The following is an 18,033-nucleotide window of genomic DNA, read 5'->3' as shown; positions in this document are numbered from 1 at the left end:
GCGGGGCTCGCAAACCCGGCTCACTCCTCGCGCTCACGCGGCACCCCGGTGGGCCAGGGCGAGGGTACGGTCGGCCAGCTCGTCGAAGCCGATGCCGTCGAAGCCCGCGATGCTGCTGGCCAGCCGGTTGCGCAGCGGCGCGACCCAGCGGCCGGGCAGCCGGGCGGCGCCGGTGAGCGCCCCGGTGACCGCGCCGACGGTGGCCCCGTTGGAGTCCGTGTCCCAGCCGCCGGCGACCACCGCGCAGATGGACCGTTCCAGGTCGCCGCGCCCGTACGCCAGCGCCGCCGCGACCAGGGCGGCGTTGTTGCGCACGTGCACCCAGTGCAGGTGGCCGTGCCGGGCGTAGATGGTGTCCACGATGCTCTCCCAGTCGTCGGACGCGGCGCCGAGGGCGCGGGCCTCCCGGACGGCGGCGGTGAACCGGCTGCCCGGGGGCAGCACCGACTCGCCCGCGTCGAGCACCGCGTCGACGTCGCCGGCGACCGGCGCCGCCGCGGCCATGGCGGCCACCCAGACGGCCCCGTACGCGCCGGCCCGCACGTGGCTCACGGCGGCGTCGCGCCAGGCGGCTTCGGCGGCCCGGTCGGGGCGGCCCGGGTTGGTCCAGCCGTACACGTCGGTGCGGATCTGCGCGCCGATCCATTCCCGGAACGGGTTGTGCCGGCGGGCGGTGTCCGGCGGGGTGAGCCCGAGCAGCAGGTTGCGGTAGGCGACCCGCTCGGCGGTGAAGACCCGCCCGGCGGGCAGCCAGTCCAGCCAGGCCTGCGCCACGTCGGCGCTGGTGAAGCCGGGTCCGTGGGTCTCCAGGATCCGCAGCGCCAGCAGCGCGAAGTTGAGGTCGTCGTCCTCCGGCATGCCGGCGATGTTCTCGGCCAGGCTGGTCGGGGCGCTGCGCCGGTTCCACGGCCAGCGGGCGGCCACGTCGGCCGGAAGCCCCTGGGCGGTGAACCAGTCGCGCAGCGGCCACCGGCCGGTGGCGGAGAGGATCTCCCGGATCCCGTGGCGGGGAATCTTCTCCACCGGCTTGCCGAGCAGGCAGCCGGCCGCCCGGCCGAGCCAGGCGCCGTGCAGCCGGTCCCGGTCGACGGCGGTCGGCAGGTCCCAGGCGCCCGGCCAGTTCTTGCGGACCGCGTCGAGGTCGTCGGGCTCGTCGGCGGTGTCCGGTCCGGGCAGCGCGTCGGCGGCGTCGAGCAGGTCGACGGCGAGGGCGCGCAGGTCCGGCGACGCCGGCACCGGCGAGGCCCCGCTGACCGGGGCGGCGACGTCGCCGCCGGCCACCGCCCAGCGGTCGGCCAGGGCGGTGACGTCCCGGCCCTCGTCGCGGCTCGCGGCCAGTTCGTGCGGCAGCAGGTCCTCGGGCTGCACCCACGTCAGGCGCAGCCCGCGGGCCGGTGTCCCGGCAGCGCTCATGCCAGCCCGCCGAACCGCTCGGCGCGCCGGGCGAAGCGCTCCCGGTCGCGGTCGAACACCTCGGTGGCGACGCGGGCGAGGACCCGGGCGGGCTCTACCAGGTCGGTGCGGGACGCCGAGGCGACCACCTCCGACCACTCGGCCGGCACCGCCGCCGCGCCGCCGAGCGCCCCGGCGATCGCGCCGGCCATGGTGGCGGTGGAGTCGGCGTCCCGGCCGTAGTTGACCGAGCCGAGCACGGCCGCCCGGTAGTCGCCGCCGGCCACCACCAGCATGCCCAGCGCGACCGGCAGCTCCTCGATGGCGTGCAGCCGGCTCGGGCGGCGGGCGCCCAGGCCGGGGCTGCGGTACTCCTCCCCCACCGTGTCGTAGGGGGCCACCGCGGCGCGCAGCGCCGGGATGGCGGCCTTCCAGTCGTCGTGCGCGCGGCCCTCCTTGACCACCGCGTCGATGGCGGCGCGGGTGCCGTCGCGGGCCAGGTCCAGGGTGGCGGCGACGACGTCGTCGACGCTCGCGCCGGGCGTCGCTGCCGCGGCGACCGCGGCGGCGAAGACCGCCGCGGCCTCGCGGCCGTAGCTGTGCTGGTGCGCCCCGGCGATCTCCACGGCCTCGGCGTACGCGCCGGCCGGGTCGCCGGCGTTGACGATGCCGACCGGCGCCATGTACATGGCGGCGCCGCAGTTGACGATGTTGCCCACGCCCGCCTCGCGCGGGTCGGCGTGGGCGTGGTGCAGGCGGGTGACCAACCACCGCTCGGCCGCGGCCAGGCGGTGGAAGGTCACCCCCTCCCGCTCCAGGTCCGGGATGTACACCACCCGCTCGATCAGGTCGGGGACGAGCAGTTCCACCACGTCGTACGCGTCGAGGTGGTCCCGCTTGGCCGCGTACGCCCGGACCAGGGCGTGGGTCATCAACGTGTCGTCGGTGATGTGCCCGTCGCCCTTGTGGTACGGCGCGAGTGGCCGCGCGGTGGCCCAGTCGGCGTGGTACGGGGGAACGATCCCCTCGACCCAGCCGCCGAAGCGGGCGCGGATCTGCTCCGGAAGGGCCGTCTCGGTGGCACCGCCGAGGGCGTCGCCCACCGCGGCGCCGACGAGGCAGCCGACCGACGTGTCGAGCAAGAGTGACATGGTTACCTCAGAACCTGCTTGCCACCGTCGACCAGCTGCGTGCCGAGCTGGTCCAGGGTGATCTTGTTGGCGAAGTACTGCTGGAGGGCCGGGGTGGCGTACTTGGTCTTCCACTCCGGGTAGCCGTCGGCCTTCTGGAACGGGGCGACGGTCAGGTCGGCGGCGCTGTCCGCGGCGACGTCCCAGCCCTGCTTGCCGTTCGTGAGCTTGACCAGCTCCTGGTTGGCCTGCTTGCCGGTGGGCACCAGCCAGTCACCCTTGGCCAGGGCGGCCATGTTGGTCGGGTTGAGGAACCATTCCAGGAACTGCGCGGCCTGCTTCTTGTGCTTGCTGTCCTCGGCGATGGACAGGGTCTGCGGGTTGGCCGCCTGCTTGGCGGAGAGGCCCTTGACCGGCGGGAGGGTCACCCACTCGAAGCCGGCCGGTGCCTGCTCGACCATCTGCTGGCGCAGCGAGACCGAGCCGGGGAGCATCGCGTACTTGCCGCCGAAGAAGCCGGGCAGGGTGTCCGCGCCGCTCATGCCGAGCGCCTCGGGGGAGGCCGACTTGCTGGTGTAGATCATGTCGTGGATCCGCTTCGGCACCTCCTTCTCCGCGTCGCCGACCTTGACCTCGGTCTTGCCGCCGTCGCTGTAGAAGAACTTGCCGTCGAAGTTCAGCGCCAGGTTCAGCACCCGGTTGGTGGGCGACTTGAGCGCCCAGGCCACGCCGTACTGGCCGGGCTTGGTGAGCTTCTGGGCGTTGGCCTGGAACTCGTCCCAGGTCCAGCCGCCGTCGGCGGGCGGGACGGCCACGCCGGCGGCGTCGAGCAACTTCTTGTTGGCGATGACGACCTGCGACTCCAGCAGGAACGGCACGCCGGTGACCTTGCCGTCGTAGGTGGCGGTGTCCCAGACGCCCTGGTCGATCTGGCCCTTGAAGTCGTCGCTGAGCAGCTTGGAGACGTCGGCCAGGTAGCCCTGCTTGCTGAACTCGCCGATGGCCGAGGCCTCGTAGTGCACGATGTCGGCCACGTCGCCGCCCTCGAACGAGGTGACCAGCTGGTCGTGGATCGAGTTCCAGTCACCCTGGACGTACTCGACCTGGATGTCCGGGTGCTCGGCGTTCCACTTGGCGACCAGGTCCTTGTTGGCCTGGAGCGACTCCTTCTGCCAGGCGAGGCTCAGGAAGCGCAGCTTGACCGGGCCGGACGAGGTCTCGTCCTCGCCACCGCCGTCACCGCACGCGGTGAGGGCGCCGAGCCCGACGACCGCGACCGCGGCGGCCGCGGCGAGTCGGCGGAACCTGCTACGGAGCATGGGGGATTCCTCCTTGTGGTGGTGGTTGGGGGATGTGGTCAGCCCTTGACCGCGCCGGCGAGCGACCCGGACGAGAGGCGGCGTTGCATGACCGCGAAGAAGATCAGGCTCGGCAGGGTGGCCAGCAGCGAACCGGCTGCCAGGGGACCCAGGCGGGCGGTGCCCTCGATGCCGACGAACCGGGCCAGCGCGACCGGCAGGGTCGCCAGCTCCGGCGTCTTGACCAGCACCAGGGCGAAGAAGAACTCGTTCCAGGCGGAGATGAAGGAGAACAGCGCGGTCGCCACGATGCCCGGCGCGAGCAGCGGGAAGACCACCCGGCGCAGCACCTGGAGCCGACTGGCGCCGTCGACGGCGGCGGCCTCCTCCAGGTCCCGTGGGATGTTGCGGACGAAGCCCTGCAGCATCCAGAGGGCGAACGGCAGCGCCCAGACCACGTAGATCAGCACCAGCCCGGCGTGCGTGTTGGCCAGCCCGACCTGCCGCAGGATCAGGAAGATCGGGATGATCAGCAGCACGAACGGGAAGAGCTGCGACAGCAGCACCCAGCCCAGCGCGACGGTGCCGAGCCGGGTCCGGAACCGCGCGAGCGCGTACGAGGCGGGCAACGCGACCAGCACGGTGAGCACCGCCGAGGCGAGCGACACCTGGAGGCTGTTCAGCGCGGCCCGGCCGAGCTGCTGCTCGGTGAACGCCTGCACGAAGTTCTGCACGGTGGGGTTGCTCGGGATGAGCGTGGGGTGCAGCTGCACCAGTTCCCGCGGCGGCTTGAACGCGGTGGAGAGCAGCCAGACCAGCGGGAACCCGAGGAAGATCAGGTAGCCGGTCAGCGCGACGTACTGGAGCGTCCGCCCGGTGCGGCTCGGCTTTCCGAACATGTCAGTTCGCCTCCCTCAACCGGCGGCGCAGGTAGACCGCGAGCAGCGCGACGATGATCACGACCATGACGTTGCCCAGGGCGGCGGCGTAGCCGTAGTTGCCGTAGCGGAACGCCTCCTCGTAGGCGAAGAGCATCGGCAGCATGGTCTTGCCGCCCGGCCCGCCCGCGGTGAGCACGTAGACCAGGCCGAACGAGTTGAAGTTCCAGATGAAGTCCAGCGAGGTGATCGCCACGACGACCGGCGCGATGGCGGGCAGCGTGACGTTGCGGAACCGGTGCCAGGTGGAGGCCCCGTCCACGGCGGCCGCCTCGTGCAGCTCGCGCGGCACGCCCTGCAATCCGGCGAGGAGGACGACGGTGGTCTGCGGCATGCCGGCCCAGACGCCGACGATGATGACCGCGACCAGGGCGGTGCTGAAGTCACCGAGCCAGTTGGTGCGCAGCCCGTCCGCGCCGATCCGGTGGAAGAACTCGTTCAGCAGGCCGGCGTCCGGGTGGTAGACCAGCTTCCAGAGGATGCCGACCACCACCGGGGGCATCGCCCAGGGCACCACGGCGAGCACCCGGGCCAGCCCGCGGAACCGCAGTTGCTGGTTGAGCAGCAGGGCCAGGCCGAGCGCGAGGACGAACTGGAGCACGGTCACGCCGACCGCCCAGAGCAGGCCGATCTTGAACGAGTTCCAGAACAGCTCGTCGCCGAGGAGCTCCCGGTAGTTGGCCAGCCCGGTGAAGCTGATCTCGACGTTGCGGCCGGCCCGGGCGTCGGTGAAGCCCAGGTAGATGCCGCGCACCAGCGGGAATACCGACAGCACCACGATCGGCAGCAGCGACGGGAGCAGCAGCAGGTAGATGCCGAGCCGGTCGGAGCGGGACCGGGCCCTGCGGGGCCCGTCGGCGCGGGCGAGGTCGGGCCGTTCGGCCACCGTGGTCATGCCGTCACCTCCGGGGTACGCGGCGCGGGTGCGGGGAGCGACGTCGCGGGTGCGGGGAGCGACGTCGCGGCGCTGGAGGCGCGTACGGCGAGGCTCGGGGCGACCTGCTCGCGGCGCGGCGGCAGGGCCGGGTCGGCGATCCGCTGGAGCAGCAGCTCGGCGGCGCGGCGACCGCGCTCGGCCGAGCCGAGGGAGACGCTGGAGAGCTGGGGGAACATCATCCGGGCCAGCTCGGTGTCGTCCATGCCGACAAGCGCCACGTCCTCGGGGACGCGCCGGCCGGCGGCCAGCAGGGCGTGCAGCGCGCCGACGGCGATCAGGTCGTTGGCGCAGACCAGGGCGTCGGGTTCGGCCCGGGCGAGGAGGCGCTCGGTGGCGGCCCGGCCGGCGGCGTACCGGAAGTCGCCGACCTCGACCAGGCGCTCGTCGAGCGCGATGCCGTGCCCGGCGAGCGCGGCCCGGAAGCCGGCGTCGCGGGCCGCGCCCGGCACGGTGTCCAGCGGGCCGTTGACGAAGCCGATCCGCCGCCGCCCGGCCGCGACCAGGTGATCGACGGCCAGGCCCACGCCGGTACGCGAGTCGGTGCGCACGTTGTCCACCGGCGCGTCGGCGGGGAGCTGGCCGACCACCACCACCGGCACCGGGCTGTCGACCAGCGCGGCGAGGTGGTCGTCGGTGACCCGGATCGGGGAGACGATCATCCCGTCCACGTAGCGGTGGGCCAGCCGGCGCAGCAGCGCGGTCTCGTTGTCGATCCGTCCGCCGGTGGCGTGCACCAGCAGCTGCCGGCCGGACGCGGCGACCACGGATTCGATGGCCCGCATCATCTCGACGTACACCGGGTTGCCGATGTCCTCGACGGCGAGCGCGACGAGCCCGGTGCGCTGCGACTGGAGCGAGCGGGCGATGGCGTTGGGCACGTACCCGACCTCGGCCGCGGCCTCGCGCACCTTGCGGATGGTCTCCGGGCTGCCGCCGACGCCGTTGAGCACGCGGGAGGCGGACGCGATGGAGACACCGGCGCGGGCGGCGACGGTGTGGACGGTGGGCCGGCCGTCGGCCGACTCCTGTAAACGTTTACGACCCACGCCCCGCACCTCCGCCTGTTGCTGTAAACGTTTCCGGGAGTCTGCGCCCGAGCCGACAGTCAGGTCAAGGGCTCGTTACGAAAACGTTTCCAAGCACGCTGACCTGGGTCCTCGACCCGGGCCGGCGCGGTGGCGGGCCCGGGGGCCGCCATTGCGGGGCCGGTCAGCGTGGGGGCACCGGGACCCGGGCGGTGAGCGGGTGGCCGGTGAGGCGGCGGATCGCCAGGTAGCCCTCACAGCCGAGGCAGAGCCCGAAGGCCGCGTTGAGGAAGGCGGCGGCGAGCGCCGCCGCGGTGGCCACCAGCCCGACCGGCGGCGCGCCGGCCAGCCAGCCCACCGCGCCGACCGTGGCGAAGGCGAGGCCGACGAGCTGGGCGAAGCGGACCGGGGCCACCGGCTCCAGCTCGGCGGGCGGGGCCAGCAGGGGCGCGACCAGGGCGCGGAAGAGCAGGCCGTACGGGCCGAGTCGCGGGTGGACGGCGGTCAGCGCGAAGACGACGGCCTGGGCCAGGACGAGCCAGCCGGAGCCGGTTACCAGGGCGGCGGCGAGGACGACGGTGGTGAGGGCGGCGGCGAACCGCGGCCCGCGAGGGTCGAGCAGCATGGGGGCTTCCGTTCGGCGGCGAAGGGGTCGGTCAGGCGGTGGCGACCGACGCACAGAGGCTCGCCGCGAGCCGCCCGTGGTCCACCACCCGCCGCCGGATCAGCCGTACGCCCGTCACGCCGGCGCCCCGGCGACCAGCGGCGCGAGCGCGGCGAGCAGGTCCGCCCGGTCGGGCACGCCGGCGGCCCGCCGGACGATCCGGCCGTCGCCGTCCACCAGCAGCACCGTGGGGGTACGCCAGATGTCCAGCTCGCGGGCCCGGTCGAGGTGCTCCTCGACGCCCACCTCCAGCAGGGCGACCCCGTCGAGCCGCCCCGCAACGTCCTCGAGCACCCGGCGGGCGGCCCGGCAGGGCGCGCAGACCGGGGCGGAGAACTGGACCAGGGTGACCGCGCCGGGACGGACGCCGAGAGCGGCCAGCGCGGCCCGGTGCGGCGCGTCGCCGGCCGCGGGCACGGCGTGGAGCCGACCGTCGCGACGGCGCCGCCACCAGCCGAAGGCGGTGGCCGCGACCAGCACCGCGACGAGCACCAGGACACCGGTCAGGCGGGGCGGCTGCACGGCTCCAGGCTGCCACGACGAGCCGCGCCGGCGACCCCGCCATCCCACCCACCGGACGTGACATCACCTACTCCCGCACTAGGAGAGGTCGGCCGACGATCGAGACTCGTCGCATTTGTCCTCTGGCGCACCGACCGATCCTGGCAATATTCTCCACTTCGCGCGCAGCAGTTGGAGTTCCTTTACATGCCCGCACACCCGTCGGGCCACTGAGGAGATGCCATGCACTTCGACCACCCCGAGCTGGACCGTCGTACCCTGCTGCGGGCCGGCCTCGGCGCCGCCGCGGTCGCGGTCGTCGGGAGCGAACTCGCCTTCCCGGCCGCCGCGCAGGCCGCGCCGGACGCGGACCTCGACTGGATCATCAGCTGCGACGAGTGGGGCGCCCGTCCGCCGGCGGACCCGCTGTCGATCAGCGCGATCGCGACCAACAAGATCATCGTGCACCACATGGCGTTCCCGAACAGCACGGACTACTCCGAGGAACACGCCAAGCAGCTCGCCCGCGACTGCCAGGACCTGCACATGGACGTCAACCGGTGGTCGGACACCGGGCAGCACTTCACGGTCAGCCGGGGCGGCCACGTCCTGGAGGGCCGGCACGGCAGCCTGGAGCGGTTGCAGGCCGGCGACCGGCAGATGATCTCGGCGCACTGCCCCGGCGAGAACGGCCGGGCCATCGGCATCGAGAACGAGGGCACCTACGTCACCGAGACGCCGCCGCAGGAGCTGCTCGACTCCCTGGTCAGGCTCTGCACCACCGTCTGCCAGCAGTACGGGCTGCACGCCCACGACATCTTCGGCCACTGGGACTTCCGGGCCACGCTCTGTCCGGGCGCGATGTTCTACCGGGAGTTCCCGACCCTGCGCCGCCGGGTGTTCGCCAAGCTCGGCACCGATCTGGCCGACGTGCCGGCCCGCCGCTGGCCGGACATCTGGCGCTTCGTCGGCGGTCCGGTGGTGAAGGTGGCGCAGTACCTGCTGACCTTCCGCGGCTACACCGTCCCGGTCACCGGCGTGTTCGACGCGGCCACCGTCGCGGCCGTGCAGGACTGGCAGGCCCGCAACGGCATCCCGGTCGACATCGACGCCACCCTGACCACGCCGACGTGGGAGACCCTGGCGCCCGAGCTGGAGAAGGACGCCACCGGCATCCCGGTGGAGGCGGTCCAGTTCATGCTCAACTCCAAGGGCTACGCCGACGTGGCGATCACCGGCGCGTACGACTACGCGACCAAGAAGGCCCTCCAGGACCTGCAGGAACTGCACGGGTTGGACACCAACGGCAAGGTCAGCACCACCACCTGGTGCGCCCTGGTGGGGGGTGTGGTGCGCCAGTCGTTCCAGAAGAGCTGACGGCGCACCGGCGGGGAAGGCGGTGGAGGTGGCAACGGCGCCACCTCCACCGCTGCCGTCCACATCGCTCCGCCGCGCCTCGTTGGCCACCGCCCGTCACGGTGCGACGATGCCCAGGTCACAAGACCGAGGAGGCGAGATGGCATCGAGACTGAATCCGTACCTGAGCTTCAAGGACAACGCCCGGCAGGCGATGGAGTTCTACCAGCGGGTGTTCGGCGGCGACCTGCGGGTCAACACCTTCGGCGACTTCGGCAACCCGGACCCGCAGGTGGCCGACCGGATCATGCACGCGCAACTGGAGACCCCCAGCGGTTTCACGCTGATGGCCTCCGACACCCCGCCCGGGATGGAATCCACCCCGGGCACCAACATGGCGATCAGCCTGAGCGGCGACGACGCGGACGACCTGCGCCGCTGGTGGGAGCAGCTCGCCGACGGCGGGACCGTCACCATGCCGCTGGAGAAGCAGATGTGGGGCGACGAGTTCGGCATGTGCGTGGACCGGTTCGGCACCTCCTGGATGGTGGACATCGGCCAGCCCCAGGCCTGACCGCCGGGCGGAGGTGGCCCGAACGGCGGTGTCCACGCTGGTGTGACCGGCGTTAGCGTACGCGGATCCACGGATCCCGCCGGGAAGGACGACAGCCATGGACGGCAGCCCCCGAGCACACCTCCGACGCCTGGCCAGGCTGGCCACCGCGGCCGCCCTCGCGGTGGCCAGCCTGGGGCTCGTCGCCCCGCCGGCACACGCGGAGGCCGGGCCCAAGGTCGACGTGCTGACCCGCAATCTCTACCTGGGCGGGGACCTCACGCCGTCGATCGCCGCGCCGACCCTGCCGGCGTTCCTGGCCGCGAACGCCGCCCTGCTGAGCCACGTGGACCTGGTCGACTTCCCGGCCCGGGCGGCGCTGATCGCCGACGAGATCCGCGAGCGCAAGCCCGACCTGGTCGGCCTGCAGGAGGTGGCACTCTGGCGCACCGGGCCGCTCGGCGACCCGGCCCCGGCCACCGAGGTCCGGTACGACTACCTGGCCCTGCTGATGGCGGAGCTGGCCGGGTCCGGCCACCGGTACGACGTCGTCGTGGTGCAGGACGAGGCGGACCTGGAAGCCCCGGCCGGGGCGCCGCACCTGCGGGACGTCCGGCTCACCATGCGGGACGTGATCCTGGTGCGGCACGGCGGCCGGGTCAAGGTGACCGCCACCTCGTCGGGCAACTTCGTCAACAACCTGGTCTTCCCCCTCGCCGCCACCGGCGGCACGGCCACGAGCACCCGCGGCTGGACGGCGGTGGACGCCGTGCTGGGCGGCCGCACCTTCCGGTTCGTCAACACCCACCTGGAGGCGTTCCACCCCGGCGTACGCCTGTTGCAGGCGCAGGAGCTGCTGCGCGGCCCGCTGGGCGTGCCCGGCCGGCTGATCCTCCTCGGTGACCTGAACAGCGGACCCGAGCTGCCCGACCCGAACAACCGGCTCGCGTACCTCGCCCTGGTCGCCGGCGGGATGGTCGACACCTGGCCGGTCCTGCACCCCGGCGACCCCGGCTACACCGCCGGGCTGGGCGACGACCTGACCCAGCCGGCCGACGACGTCGAGCACCGGATCGACATGGTGCTGGTGCGCGGCCCGGTGGTGCCGGTGTCCAGTGCGGTCTTCGGCGCCGAGCGGCAGACCCCGGCCGGCCGGTGGCCGTCGGACCACCTGGGTCACGAGGCCGTGCTCGCGCTGCCGTGATCGGGCGAAACGTCGGCATTCGCGGGTGGTGAACGGCACCTATCCCAAGGCATGGAACGCCATCGATCATTACCCGGAGGTAGACATGAGTCACTCTCACCTCCGGGTGTGACGCCCGGGCACGGAGGGCGAGACGTCGGCAAGCGGTAGCCGGGCGTACGACCGGCCCGGCTCCGCGTCCCGGAGGAATCGCCATGCCCCGTCCCACCACCCGTGCCCGGCTCGCGGCGCTGGCCGCCGCCGCCCTCACGGCGAGCGCCCTGACGGTCGTCCCACCGTCACCGGCCGTCGCCGCCACCACCTTCACCAACAACGACTACTGCCTCGGCCAGTGCGCCGACATCCTGCCGCCCGGGGAGAACGGCAACGCCACCCTCGCCGCGATCCTCGCGCACCAGGCGCTCGGCACCCGCCCCGCGCACTCCAGCGACCAGCTCGACGAGTACGCGAACCTGGTCTACGGCTACGCCGGGCTCACCGACGAGCAGATCGCGCAGTTCTACAACGACGCCTCGTTCGGCGTGCCCGACGGGCAGGTGGAGAGCACCGTGCGGCCCCGCGCGGACGTCACCATCGTGCGCGACAAGGCGACGGGCGTGCCGCACGTCACCGGCACCACCCGGTCGGGCACCATGTTCGGCGCCGGGTACGCCGGCGCCCAGGACCGGCTCTGGGTGATGGACCTGTTGCGGCACGCCGGCCGCGGCACGCTCACCTCCTTCGCCGGCGGCGCTCCCGGCAACCGGGAGCTGGAGCAGAGCATCTGGGCCAACTCGCCCTACACCGAGGCGGACCTGCAGGCCCAGGTCGACGCGCTGCGCCAGAAGGGCGCCCGCGGCCAGCAGCTCTACACCGACGTCACCGACTACATCGCCGGCGTCAACGCCTACATCGACAAGTCCATCGCCGAGGACAACTACCCCGGCGAGTACGTGCTGGCCGGCGCCGGCAAGCCCCAGCACTTCACCATGACCGACCTGATCGCCACGGCCGGCGTCATCGGCGGGCTGTTCGGCGGGGGCGGCGGCTCGGAGATCCAGTCCGCCCTGGTCCGGGTGGCCGCCCGGGCGAAGTTCGGCGCCACCGAGGGCGACCGGGTCTGGCAGGCGTTCCGGTCCCAGAACGACCCGGAGACGGTGCTCACCCTGCACGACGGGCAGAGCTTCCCCTACGGCGCGACCCCGCCCGGCGCGACCGGGGCGGTCCTCCCCGACGCCGGCACCGTCGTCGCCGAGCCCCTCGCCTACGACCAGAGCGGCGGCGCCACCACCGTGCGGACCAGCAGCGGGGTCACCACGGCGAAGACCGCCGGCAGCGCCAGCACGCAGGGGCTGCTCAGCGGCCTCGCCGGGCTGCGGTCGCACGGCATGTCCAACGCCGTGGTGGTCTCCGGCCGGCACACCACCACCGGCAACCCGATCGCCGTGTTCGGCCCGCAGACCGGCTACTTCGCCCCGCAACTGCTCATGCTGCAGGAACTCCAGGGGCCGGGGGTGAGCGCCCGCGGCGCCGCCTTCGCCGGGTTGAACCTCTACGTGCTGCTCGGCCGGGGCCAGGACTACGCCTGGAGCGCCACCTCCGCCGCCCAGGACCTCACCGACACCTACGCGGTGCCGCTGTGCACCACCGACGGCAGCGCCCCCACCCTCGGCTCGAACCGCTACCTGTGGCACGGGCAGTGCGTGGCCATGGAGGTCCTCGAACACCGGAACTCCTGGTCGCCGACCCTGGCCGACTCCACCCCGGCCGGCTCCTACACCCTGCGCGCGCTGCGCACGAGGTACGGGCTCGTCGCGTACCGGGGGCTGGTGAACGGGCAGCCGACCGCCTTCACCAAGCTGCGCTCGACCTACCGGCACGAGGCCGACTCGGCCATCGGCTTCCAGGCGTACAACGACCCGGCCGCGATGGGCTCGGCGGCCGCGTTCCAGCAGTCCGCCGCGGACGTCGGCTACGCCTTCAACTGGTTCTACGTCAACTCGACGGAGGCGGCGTACTTCAACTCCGGGTCGAACCCGGTCCGGCCGTCCACCGCCGACCCCAACCTGCCCACCCGCGCCGAGGCGGCCAACGAGTGGGTCGGCTGGAACCCGGACACCAACACCGCCACCTACACCCCGGCCGCCGCCCACCCGCAGTCGGTCAACCAGGACTACTACGTCAGCTGGAACAACAAGCAGGCGAGGGACTTCGGCGCGGCCGACGGCAACTTCAGCTTCGGCTCGGTGCACCGGGGTCAACTGCTCGACGGTCCGGTGCGCGCCGCGATCGGCCAGCGCAAGCTGGGCCGGGCCGACGTCGTCCGGATCATGGCCGACGCCGCGGTCACCGACCTGCGCGGCCAGCAGGTGCTGGGCGACCTGCTGCGGGTGCTCGGCACCGCCCCGGTCACCGACCCGGCGCTGGCCGACGCGGTGAACAAGCTGCGGGCCTGGCAGCAGGCCGGCGCCCGCCGGGTGGAGACCGCCGCCGGGTCCAAGGTCTACCAGCACGCCGACGCCATCCGGATCTTCGACGCCTGGTGGCCGCTGCTGGCCGCCGCGGAGTTCCGCCCCGGCCTCGGCCCCGACCTCTACGCCGCCCTGGTGGACGCCATCGAGGTGAACGAGGCGCCGTCCGGCGGCCAGAACGGCGGGCGCGACGGCGGCGCCGTCTGGGCCGCGCAGGGCCAGCCGCACAAGGGCTCCTCCTTCCAGTACGGCTGGTGGGGCTACGTCGACAAGGACATCCGGACCGTGCTCGGCGACCCGGTGGCCGGCGGGCTCGGCCGCGCGTACTGCGGCAGCGGCAACCTCGGCGCCTGCCGGCAGAGCCTGCTCGACACCCTCGGCCAGGCGGCCGCGCTGCCGGCGACCACCGTCTACCCCGGCGACACGTCCTGCGGGGCGGGCGACCAGTGGTGCGCCGACGCCATCGCCCAGTCCGGGCTCGGCGGCATCACCCAGCCGCTGATCGCGTGGCAGAACCGCCCCACCTACCAGCAGGTCGTGTCCTTCCCCGCGCGCCGCGGCGACGACCTCACCAACCTGGCCCAGGGGCGCCCGGCGACCGCCTCCAGCACCCAGTTCCTCACCAGCCACACCCCGGACAAGGCCGTCGACGGCAGCCTCGGCACCCGGTGGGCCAGCAGCTACAACGACAACCAGTGGATCCGGGTGGACCTCGGGGCCGCCCGCACGGTGGGCCGGGTGGTGCTGCGCTGGGAGGCCGCGTACGGCAGCGCGTACCGGATCGAGGTCTCCGCGGACGGCGGCACCTGGCAGCCGGTGTTCAGCACGACCGCCGGCAACGGCGGGACGGACAACGTGACACTCACGCCGGTCACCGCGCGCTACGTGCGGATGTACGGGGTCAAGCGGGCCACCTCGTACGGCTTCTCGCTGCACGAGTTCGAGGTCTACGGCCGGTGACACCGGCGGGCGGCCGGCCGGCGGGACCCCACCCACCGGCCGGCCGCCCCGCGTAAGGTCACCGCGTGAGCGGCGGCACGGTACCGATCGGCCCGGCACTGGTCGTGGCGCTCACCGCGCTCACCCTGGCCGGCGCCGCCGTGCTGCGGCTCAGCGGGCTCGGCCGGGCCCGCACCGTGCTCACCGCGGCGGCCCGGGCCACCGTCCAGCTCGGCGCGGTCTCCCTGGTCATCGTCGCGGTGCTCCGCGCCTGGTGGAGCACCGCCGCGTTCGTGCTGGTCATGTACGTCGTCGCCGCGGTCACCGCGCACCGGCGGATCGGGACGGAGGCGCCGTCCCGGGTCGCCCCGCTGGCCATCGCGGCCGGGGTGGCGCCCAGCCTCGCCGTGCTCCTGGCCAGCCGGGCCCTGCCCGCGACGCCCCTGGTGGTGCTGCCCACCGCCGGCATCCTCATCGGCGGGGCCATGACGGCCACCAGCCTGGCCGGCCGGCGTACTCTCGACGAGCTGCGGACCCGGTACGGCGAGTACGAGGCCGGCCTGGCCCTCGGTCTGCTCCCCCGCGACGCCGCGCTGGAGGTCTGCCGCCCGGTCGCCGGGCAGGCCCTCGTCCCGGCGCTCGACCAGACCCGCACGGTCGGGCTGGTCACCCTGCCCGGCGCGTTCGTCGGGGTGCTGCTCGGCGGGGCCGGGCCGGTCCGCGCCGGGGCCACCCAGCTGCTGATCCTGCTCACCCTGCTGGCCGTGGAGGCGGTGGCCATCGCGGTGGTCGTCGAGCTGCTCGTCCGGGACCGGGCCCGCACCGCGCCCTGAGCCGGGTGTGGCCGGGACGGGAAGGGGTAACGGCGGGCGGTGACCGCCTGGGTCCGCAACCTGCGCGTCCGACCCGACCTGCTCTACGTCGCGAGCGGGTGGAGCACCCTGGTCACCGACGTCCGTGGGCGGATCGCCGGGACCGACCCGCAGGGCTTCTTCGCCCGCAACACGCGGGTGGTCAGCCGGGAGCGGATCACCGTGGACGGCCGCGAGCCGGTGCCGTTCGCCACCGGCAACGTGCGGGGGCACGCCCAGCTCTCCTACGCCGAGCTGGGCGACGGGGAGGCGCTGCCGTCGCGGGCCGCGTACCTGACCGTCGAGCGGTTCGTCGGCCCCGGGCTGCGCACCCGGTTGACCGTGGTCAGCTACGCGGCGCGGCCGCTGCGGTTCCGGCTGGGCGTGACGGTCGAGGCGGACTTCGCCGACACCAGCGAGGCGGAGGCGGGCCGCCGGCTCCAGGTGGGCGAGGTGCACGCCGGCTGGGATCCGGCCGCGGCGGAGCTGCACCTCACCTACCGGCACGAGGGCCTGGACCGGGCGGTGGCGGTCCGGCTGCGCGCCGACGCCCCGGTGGCGTACGCCGACGGCGGGTTCACCGTCGACCTGGCGGTGCCGCCGGGCGGCAGCGCCGACGCGGACCTGCTCGTGGAGCCCGTCTTCGACGGGACCCGGCTGCCGGCGCCCCCGGCCACCTTCGCCGAGCCGGACGACCCGGCCGCCCGGGCCCGGCACCGGCTGGACGCCGAGCTGGCCCGCCTGTCCAGCAGCACCTTCGACGTCACCGCGGCCTGGCGCTGCGCCGTGCGCGACCTGGCCGTGCTGCCGCTCGGCGAGCCGGCCGGCCCGGCGGCGCCGATCGCCGGGCTTCCCATCTACCAGGAGATCTTCGGCCGGGACACGATGACCGCCTCCTGGCAGGCGCTGCTGGCCGGCCCCACCATGCTGGCCGACAGCCTCCGGCTCAACGCCGGGCACCTGGGCCGGCGGCTGGACGACTGGCGGGACGAGGAACCCGGCAAGCCGCTGCACGAGGCCCGGCAGGGGCCGGTCTCCCTGCTCGGGCTGAACCCCTTCACGGCCTACTACGGCGACTGGTCCACGGCGCCGGACTTCCTGGTCTTCCTCGGCCAGTACCTGGCCTGGACCGGCGACCTGGACACGGTGCGGGACCTGCTGCCGACGGCGGGCCGGGCGCTGGAGTGGATCGAGCGGTACGGCGACCCGGACGGGGACGGTTTCCTCGACTACCACTGCCGCTCCCCCGGCGGCCTGAAGAACCAGGGCTGGAAGGACTCGGACACGGCGATCGTCGACGAGCGGGGCGAGGTGGTGCCGAACCCGATCGCCAGCAGCGAGCTGCAGGGCTACTGGTACGCCGCCCTGCGGCACGCCGCCGTGGTGTTCACCGTCACCGGGCACCCGGTCCGGGGCGCCGCCCTGCTGGCCCGGGCCCGGGCGCTGCGCCGGCGGTTCCACCGGGCGTTCTGGCTGCCCGAGCGGGGCTGCTACGCGATGGCGCTCGGGCCGGACCGGCGGCCGGTCCGCTCGACCAACTCCAACGACGGCCACCTGCTCGCCACGGGCATAGTGCCCGCCCGGGTCGCCGGGACGGTGGCCGACCGGCTGCTCGCCCCGGACATGTTCAGCGGTTGGGGGGTGCGGACCCTCTCGGCGGCGCACCCGGCCTACAACCCGTTCAGCTATCACCGCGGCAGCGTGTGGCCGGTGGAGGCGGGCACCATCGGCCTGGGCCTGGCCCGCTACGGCTGCTGGCCGCACCTGCACCGCCTGGCCGAGGGCATGTTCGACGCCGCCGCCCTCTTCGCCGAGCACCGGCTGCCGGAGGTGCTCAGCGGCCTGCCCCGGGACGCGGCCCACCCGCACCCCGGCGTCTACCCGGACTCGTGCTCCCCGCAGGCCTGGTCGGCCAGCGCGGTGGTCGCCCTGGTCCAGGCCCTGCTGGCGCTGCGCCCGGCCGCGCCGCTGCACGCGGTCCTCATCGACCCGCACCTGCCCGAGTGGCTGCCCGACCTGCGGCTGGAGGGGGTACGCGTGGGCGGCGCGACGGTGGACCTGACGGTGCGGCGCCGACGCGGCGGGCGGACCTCGGTGCGGGTGCGCGGCGATCGGCTGGCGGTGGTCCGCCGCCCGCCCCGGCAGGCGATCGTCCTCGCCCGCCGGGAGGTGTAGCCGGCACCTGATGGGGAAACCGGCCGCGCCTGGGGCCGACAAGGAAGGACCGGCATGGAGAGTCGCGCGAAGGCGATGGGGCACGGAATCCACCCCATCCTGATCGTGTTCCCGCTCGGACTGCTCGCCACTTCGGTGATCTTCGACATCCTGTACCTGATCACCGATCGGCCGGGCTTTCAGATCTCCGCCGCGTACACCATCGCCGCCGGCGTGGTCGGCGGCCTGGTCGCGGCGGTGTTCGGCCTGATCGACTGGTCGGCCATCCCGGCCGGCACCCGCGCCAAGCGGGTCGGTGCGGCGCACGGCCTCGGCAACGTCGTCGTACTGGTGCTGTTCGCGGTCAGCTGGCTGCTGCGCCGGGGCGAGGAGAACTGGGACCCGAACGCCGGTGCGCTGGTCTGCAGCTTCGCCGGCCTCGTCCTCGCCGGGTTCACCGGTTGGCTGGGCGGCGAACTGGTCGAGCGGCTGGGGATGAGCGTGAGTGACGACGCGGGCGTGAACGCGCCGAGTTCGCTGTCCCGCCGGCCACGCGCCCGCCGCGCCTGACCGCCGGTCCCGATCCCGGCGGGGTGTAGCCCGTCCCCCGCCGGGAAACCCGCCCCGGCCCGGGCGGCCGA

The 18,033-nt window shown here is 73.9% G+C and carries 15 protein-coding genes; 7 read left to right on the top strand and 8 right to left on the bottom strand.

The annotated features are described in order from the left end of the window. Positions 1-33: 33 nt before the first annotated feature. From ACW0Q9_RS07370 to ACW0Q9_RS07335, 8 genes are all read right to left on the bottom strand, one after another. Positions 34-1,413 carry an ADP-ribosylglycohydrolase family protein gene (locus tag ACW0Q9_RS07370; protein WP_456179177.1) on the bottom strand — a complete coding sequence of 460 codons (1,380 nt, stop codon included), beginning with the start codon at positions 1,411-1,413 and terminating at the stop codon, positions 34-36. Further along, a complete protein-coding gene (locus ACW0Q9_RS07365) occupies positions 1,410-2,543 on the bottom strand; it encodes an ADP-ribosylglycohydrolase family protein (protein WP_456179175.1) in 1,134 nt (377 codons plus the stop codon). The genes ACW0Q9_RS07370 and ACW0Q9_RS07365 overlap by 4 nt, the downstream gene beginning before the upstream one ends. Before the next feature lie 2 nt (positions 2,544-2,545). Then, on the bottom strand, positions 2,546-3,841 hold the full coding sequence (locus ACW0Q9_RS07360) for an ABC transporter substrate-binding protein (RefSeq protein ID WP_456179174.1): 1,296 nt from the start codon (positions 3,839-3,841) through the stop codon (positions 2,546-2,548). A 38-nt stretch (positions 3,842-3,879) separates the two neighbouring features. Next, positions 3,880-4,719: a carbohydrate ABC transporter permease gene (locus ACW0Q9_RS07355; RefSeq protein ID WP_355641161.1), complete on the bottom strand. Its 840-nt coding sequence runs from the start codon at positions 4,717-4,719 to the stop codon at positions 3,880-3,882. Position 4,720: 1 nt separating this feature from the next. Beyond that, positions 4,721-5,653: a carbohydrate ABC transporter permease gene (locus tag ACW0Q9_RS07350; protein ID WP_456179173.1), complete on the bottom strand. Its 933-nt coding sequence runs from the start codon at positions 5,651-5,653 to the stop codon at positions 4,721-4,723. After that, complete coding sequence (locus ACW0Q9_RS07345) at positions 5,650-6,741, bottom strand: LacI family DNA-binding transcriptional regulator (protein ID WP_456179171.1); 1,092 nt, start codon at positions 6,739-6,741, stop codon at positions 5,650-5,652. Before ACW0Q9_RS07345 ends, ACW0Q9_RS07350 begins: the two co-directional genes overlap by 4 nt. A gap of 163 nt (positions 6,742-6,904) precedes the next feature. Beyond that, positions 6,905-7,345, bottom strand: a complete 441-nt coding sequence (locus ACW0Q9_RS07340) for a DUF4395 domain-containing protein (RefSeq protein WP_456179170.1) — start codon at positions 7,343-7,345, stop codon at positions 6,905-6,907. A gap of 114 nt (positions 7,346-7,459) precedes the next feature. Next, complete coding sequence (locus tag ACW0Q9_RS07335) at positions 7,460-7,906, bottom strand: thioredoxin family protein (protein WP_456179169.1); 447 nt, start codon at positions 7,904-7,906, stop codon at positions 7,460-7,462. A gap of 222 nt (positions 7,907-8,128) precedes the next feature. Here ACW0Q9_RS07335 and ACW0Q9_RS07330 point away from each other — a divergent pair, with 222 nt between their 5' ends. The 7 genes from ACW0Q9_RS07330 to ACW0Q9_RS07300 all read left to right on the top strand — a co-directional run bounded on the left by ACW0Q9_RS07330 (position 8,129) and on the right by ACW0Q9_RS07300 (position 17,962). After that, positions 8,129-9,262: a peptidoglycan recognition protein family protein gene (locus tag ACW0Q9_RS07330; protein WP_456179168.1), complete on the top strand. Its 1,134-nt coding sequence runs from the start codon at positions 8,129-8,131 to the stop codon at positions 9,260-9,262. A 139-nt stretch (positions 9,263-9,401) separates the two neighbouring features. Then, positions 9,402-9,815, top strand: coding sequence for a VOC family protein (locus tag ACW0Q9_RS07325; RefSeq protein ID WP_456179167.1), 414 nt, complete (start codon positions 9,402-9,404; stop codon positions 9,813-9,815). A gap of 97 nt (positions 9,816-9,912) precedes the next feature. Then, positions 9,913-10,998 (top strand): endonuclease/exonuclease/phosphatase family protein, encoded by a 1,086-nt coding sequence (locus ACW0Q9_RS07320; protein WP_456179166.1) that lies wholly within the window; start codon positions 9,913-9,915, stop codon positions 10,996-10,998. A 194-nt stretch (positions 10,999-11,192) separates the two neighbouring features. Next, positions 11,193-14,408: a penicillin acylase family protein gene (locus tag ACW0Q9_RS07315; RefSeq protein WP_456179165.1), complete on the top strand. Its 3,216-nt coding sequence runs from the start codon at positions 11,193-11,195 to the stop codon at positions 14,406-14,408. Positions 14,409-14,473: 65 nt separating this feature from the next. Beyond that, entirely contained in the window at positions 14,474-15,220 is a 747-nt protein-coding gene (locus tag ACW0Q9_RS07310; RefSeq protein ID WP_456179164.1) for an ABC transporter permease, read from the top strand. Between the two features lie 39 nt (positions 15,221-15,259). Continuing rightward, positions 15,260-17,413, top strand: coding sequence for an amylo-alpha-1,6-glucosidase (locus ACW0Q9_RS07305; RefSeq protein WP_456179163.1), 2,154 nt, complete (start codon positions 15,260-15,262; stop codon positions 17,411-17,413). 54 nt (positions 17,414-17,467) lie between these two features. Then, positions 17,468-17,962 carry a DUF2231 domain-containing protein gene (locus ACW0Q9_RS07300; protein WP_456179162.1) on the top strand — a complete coding sequence of 165 codons (495 nt, stop codon included), beginning with the start codon at positions 17,468-17,470 and terminating at the stop codon, positions 17,960-17,962. Positions 17,963-18,033 lie beyond the last annotated feature (71 nt).

The organism is Micromonospora sp. I033, from assembly GCF_053890995.1.
Note: the sequence above shows the minus strand (reverse complement) of the source record. Positions and strands in the feature narration are given on the sequence as shown.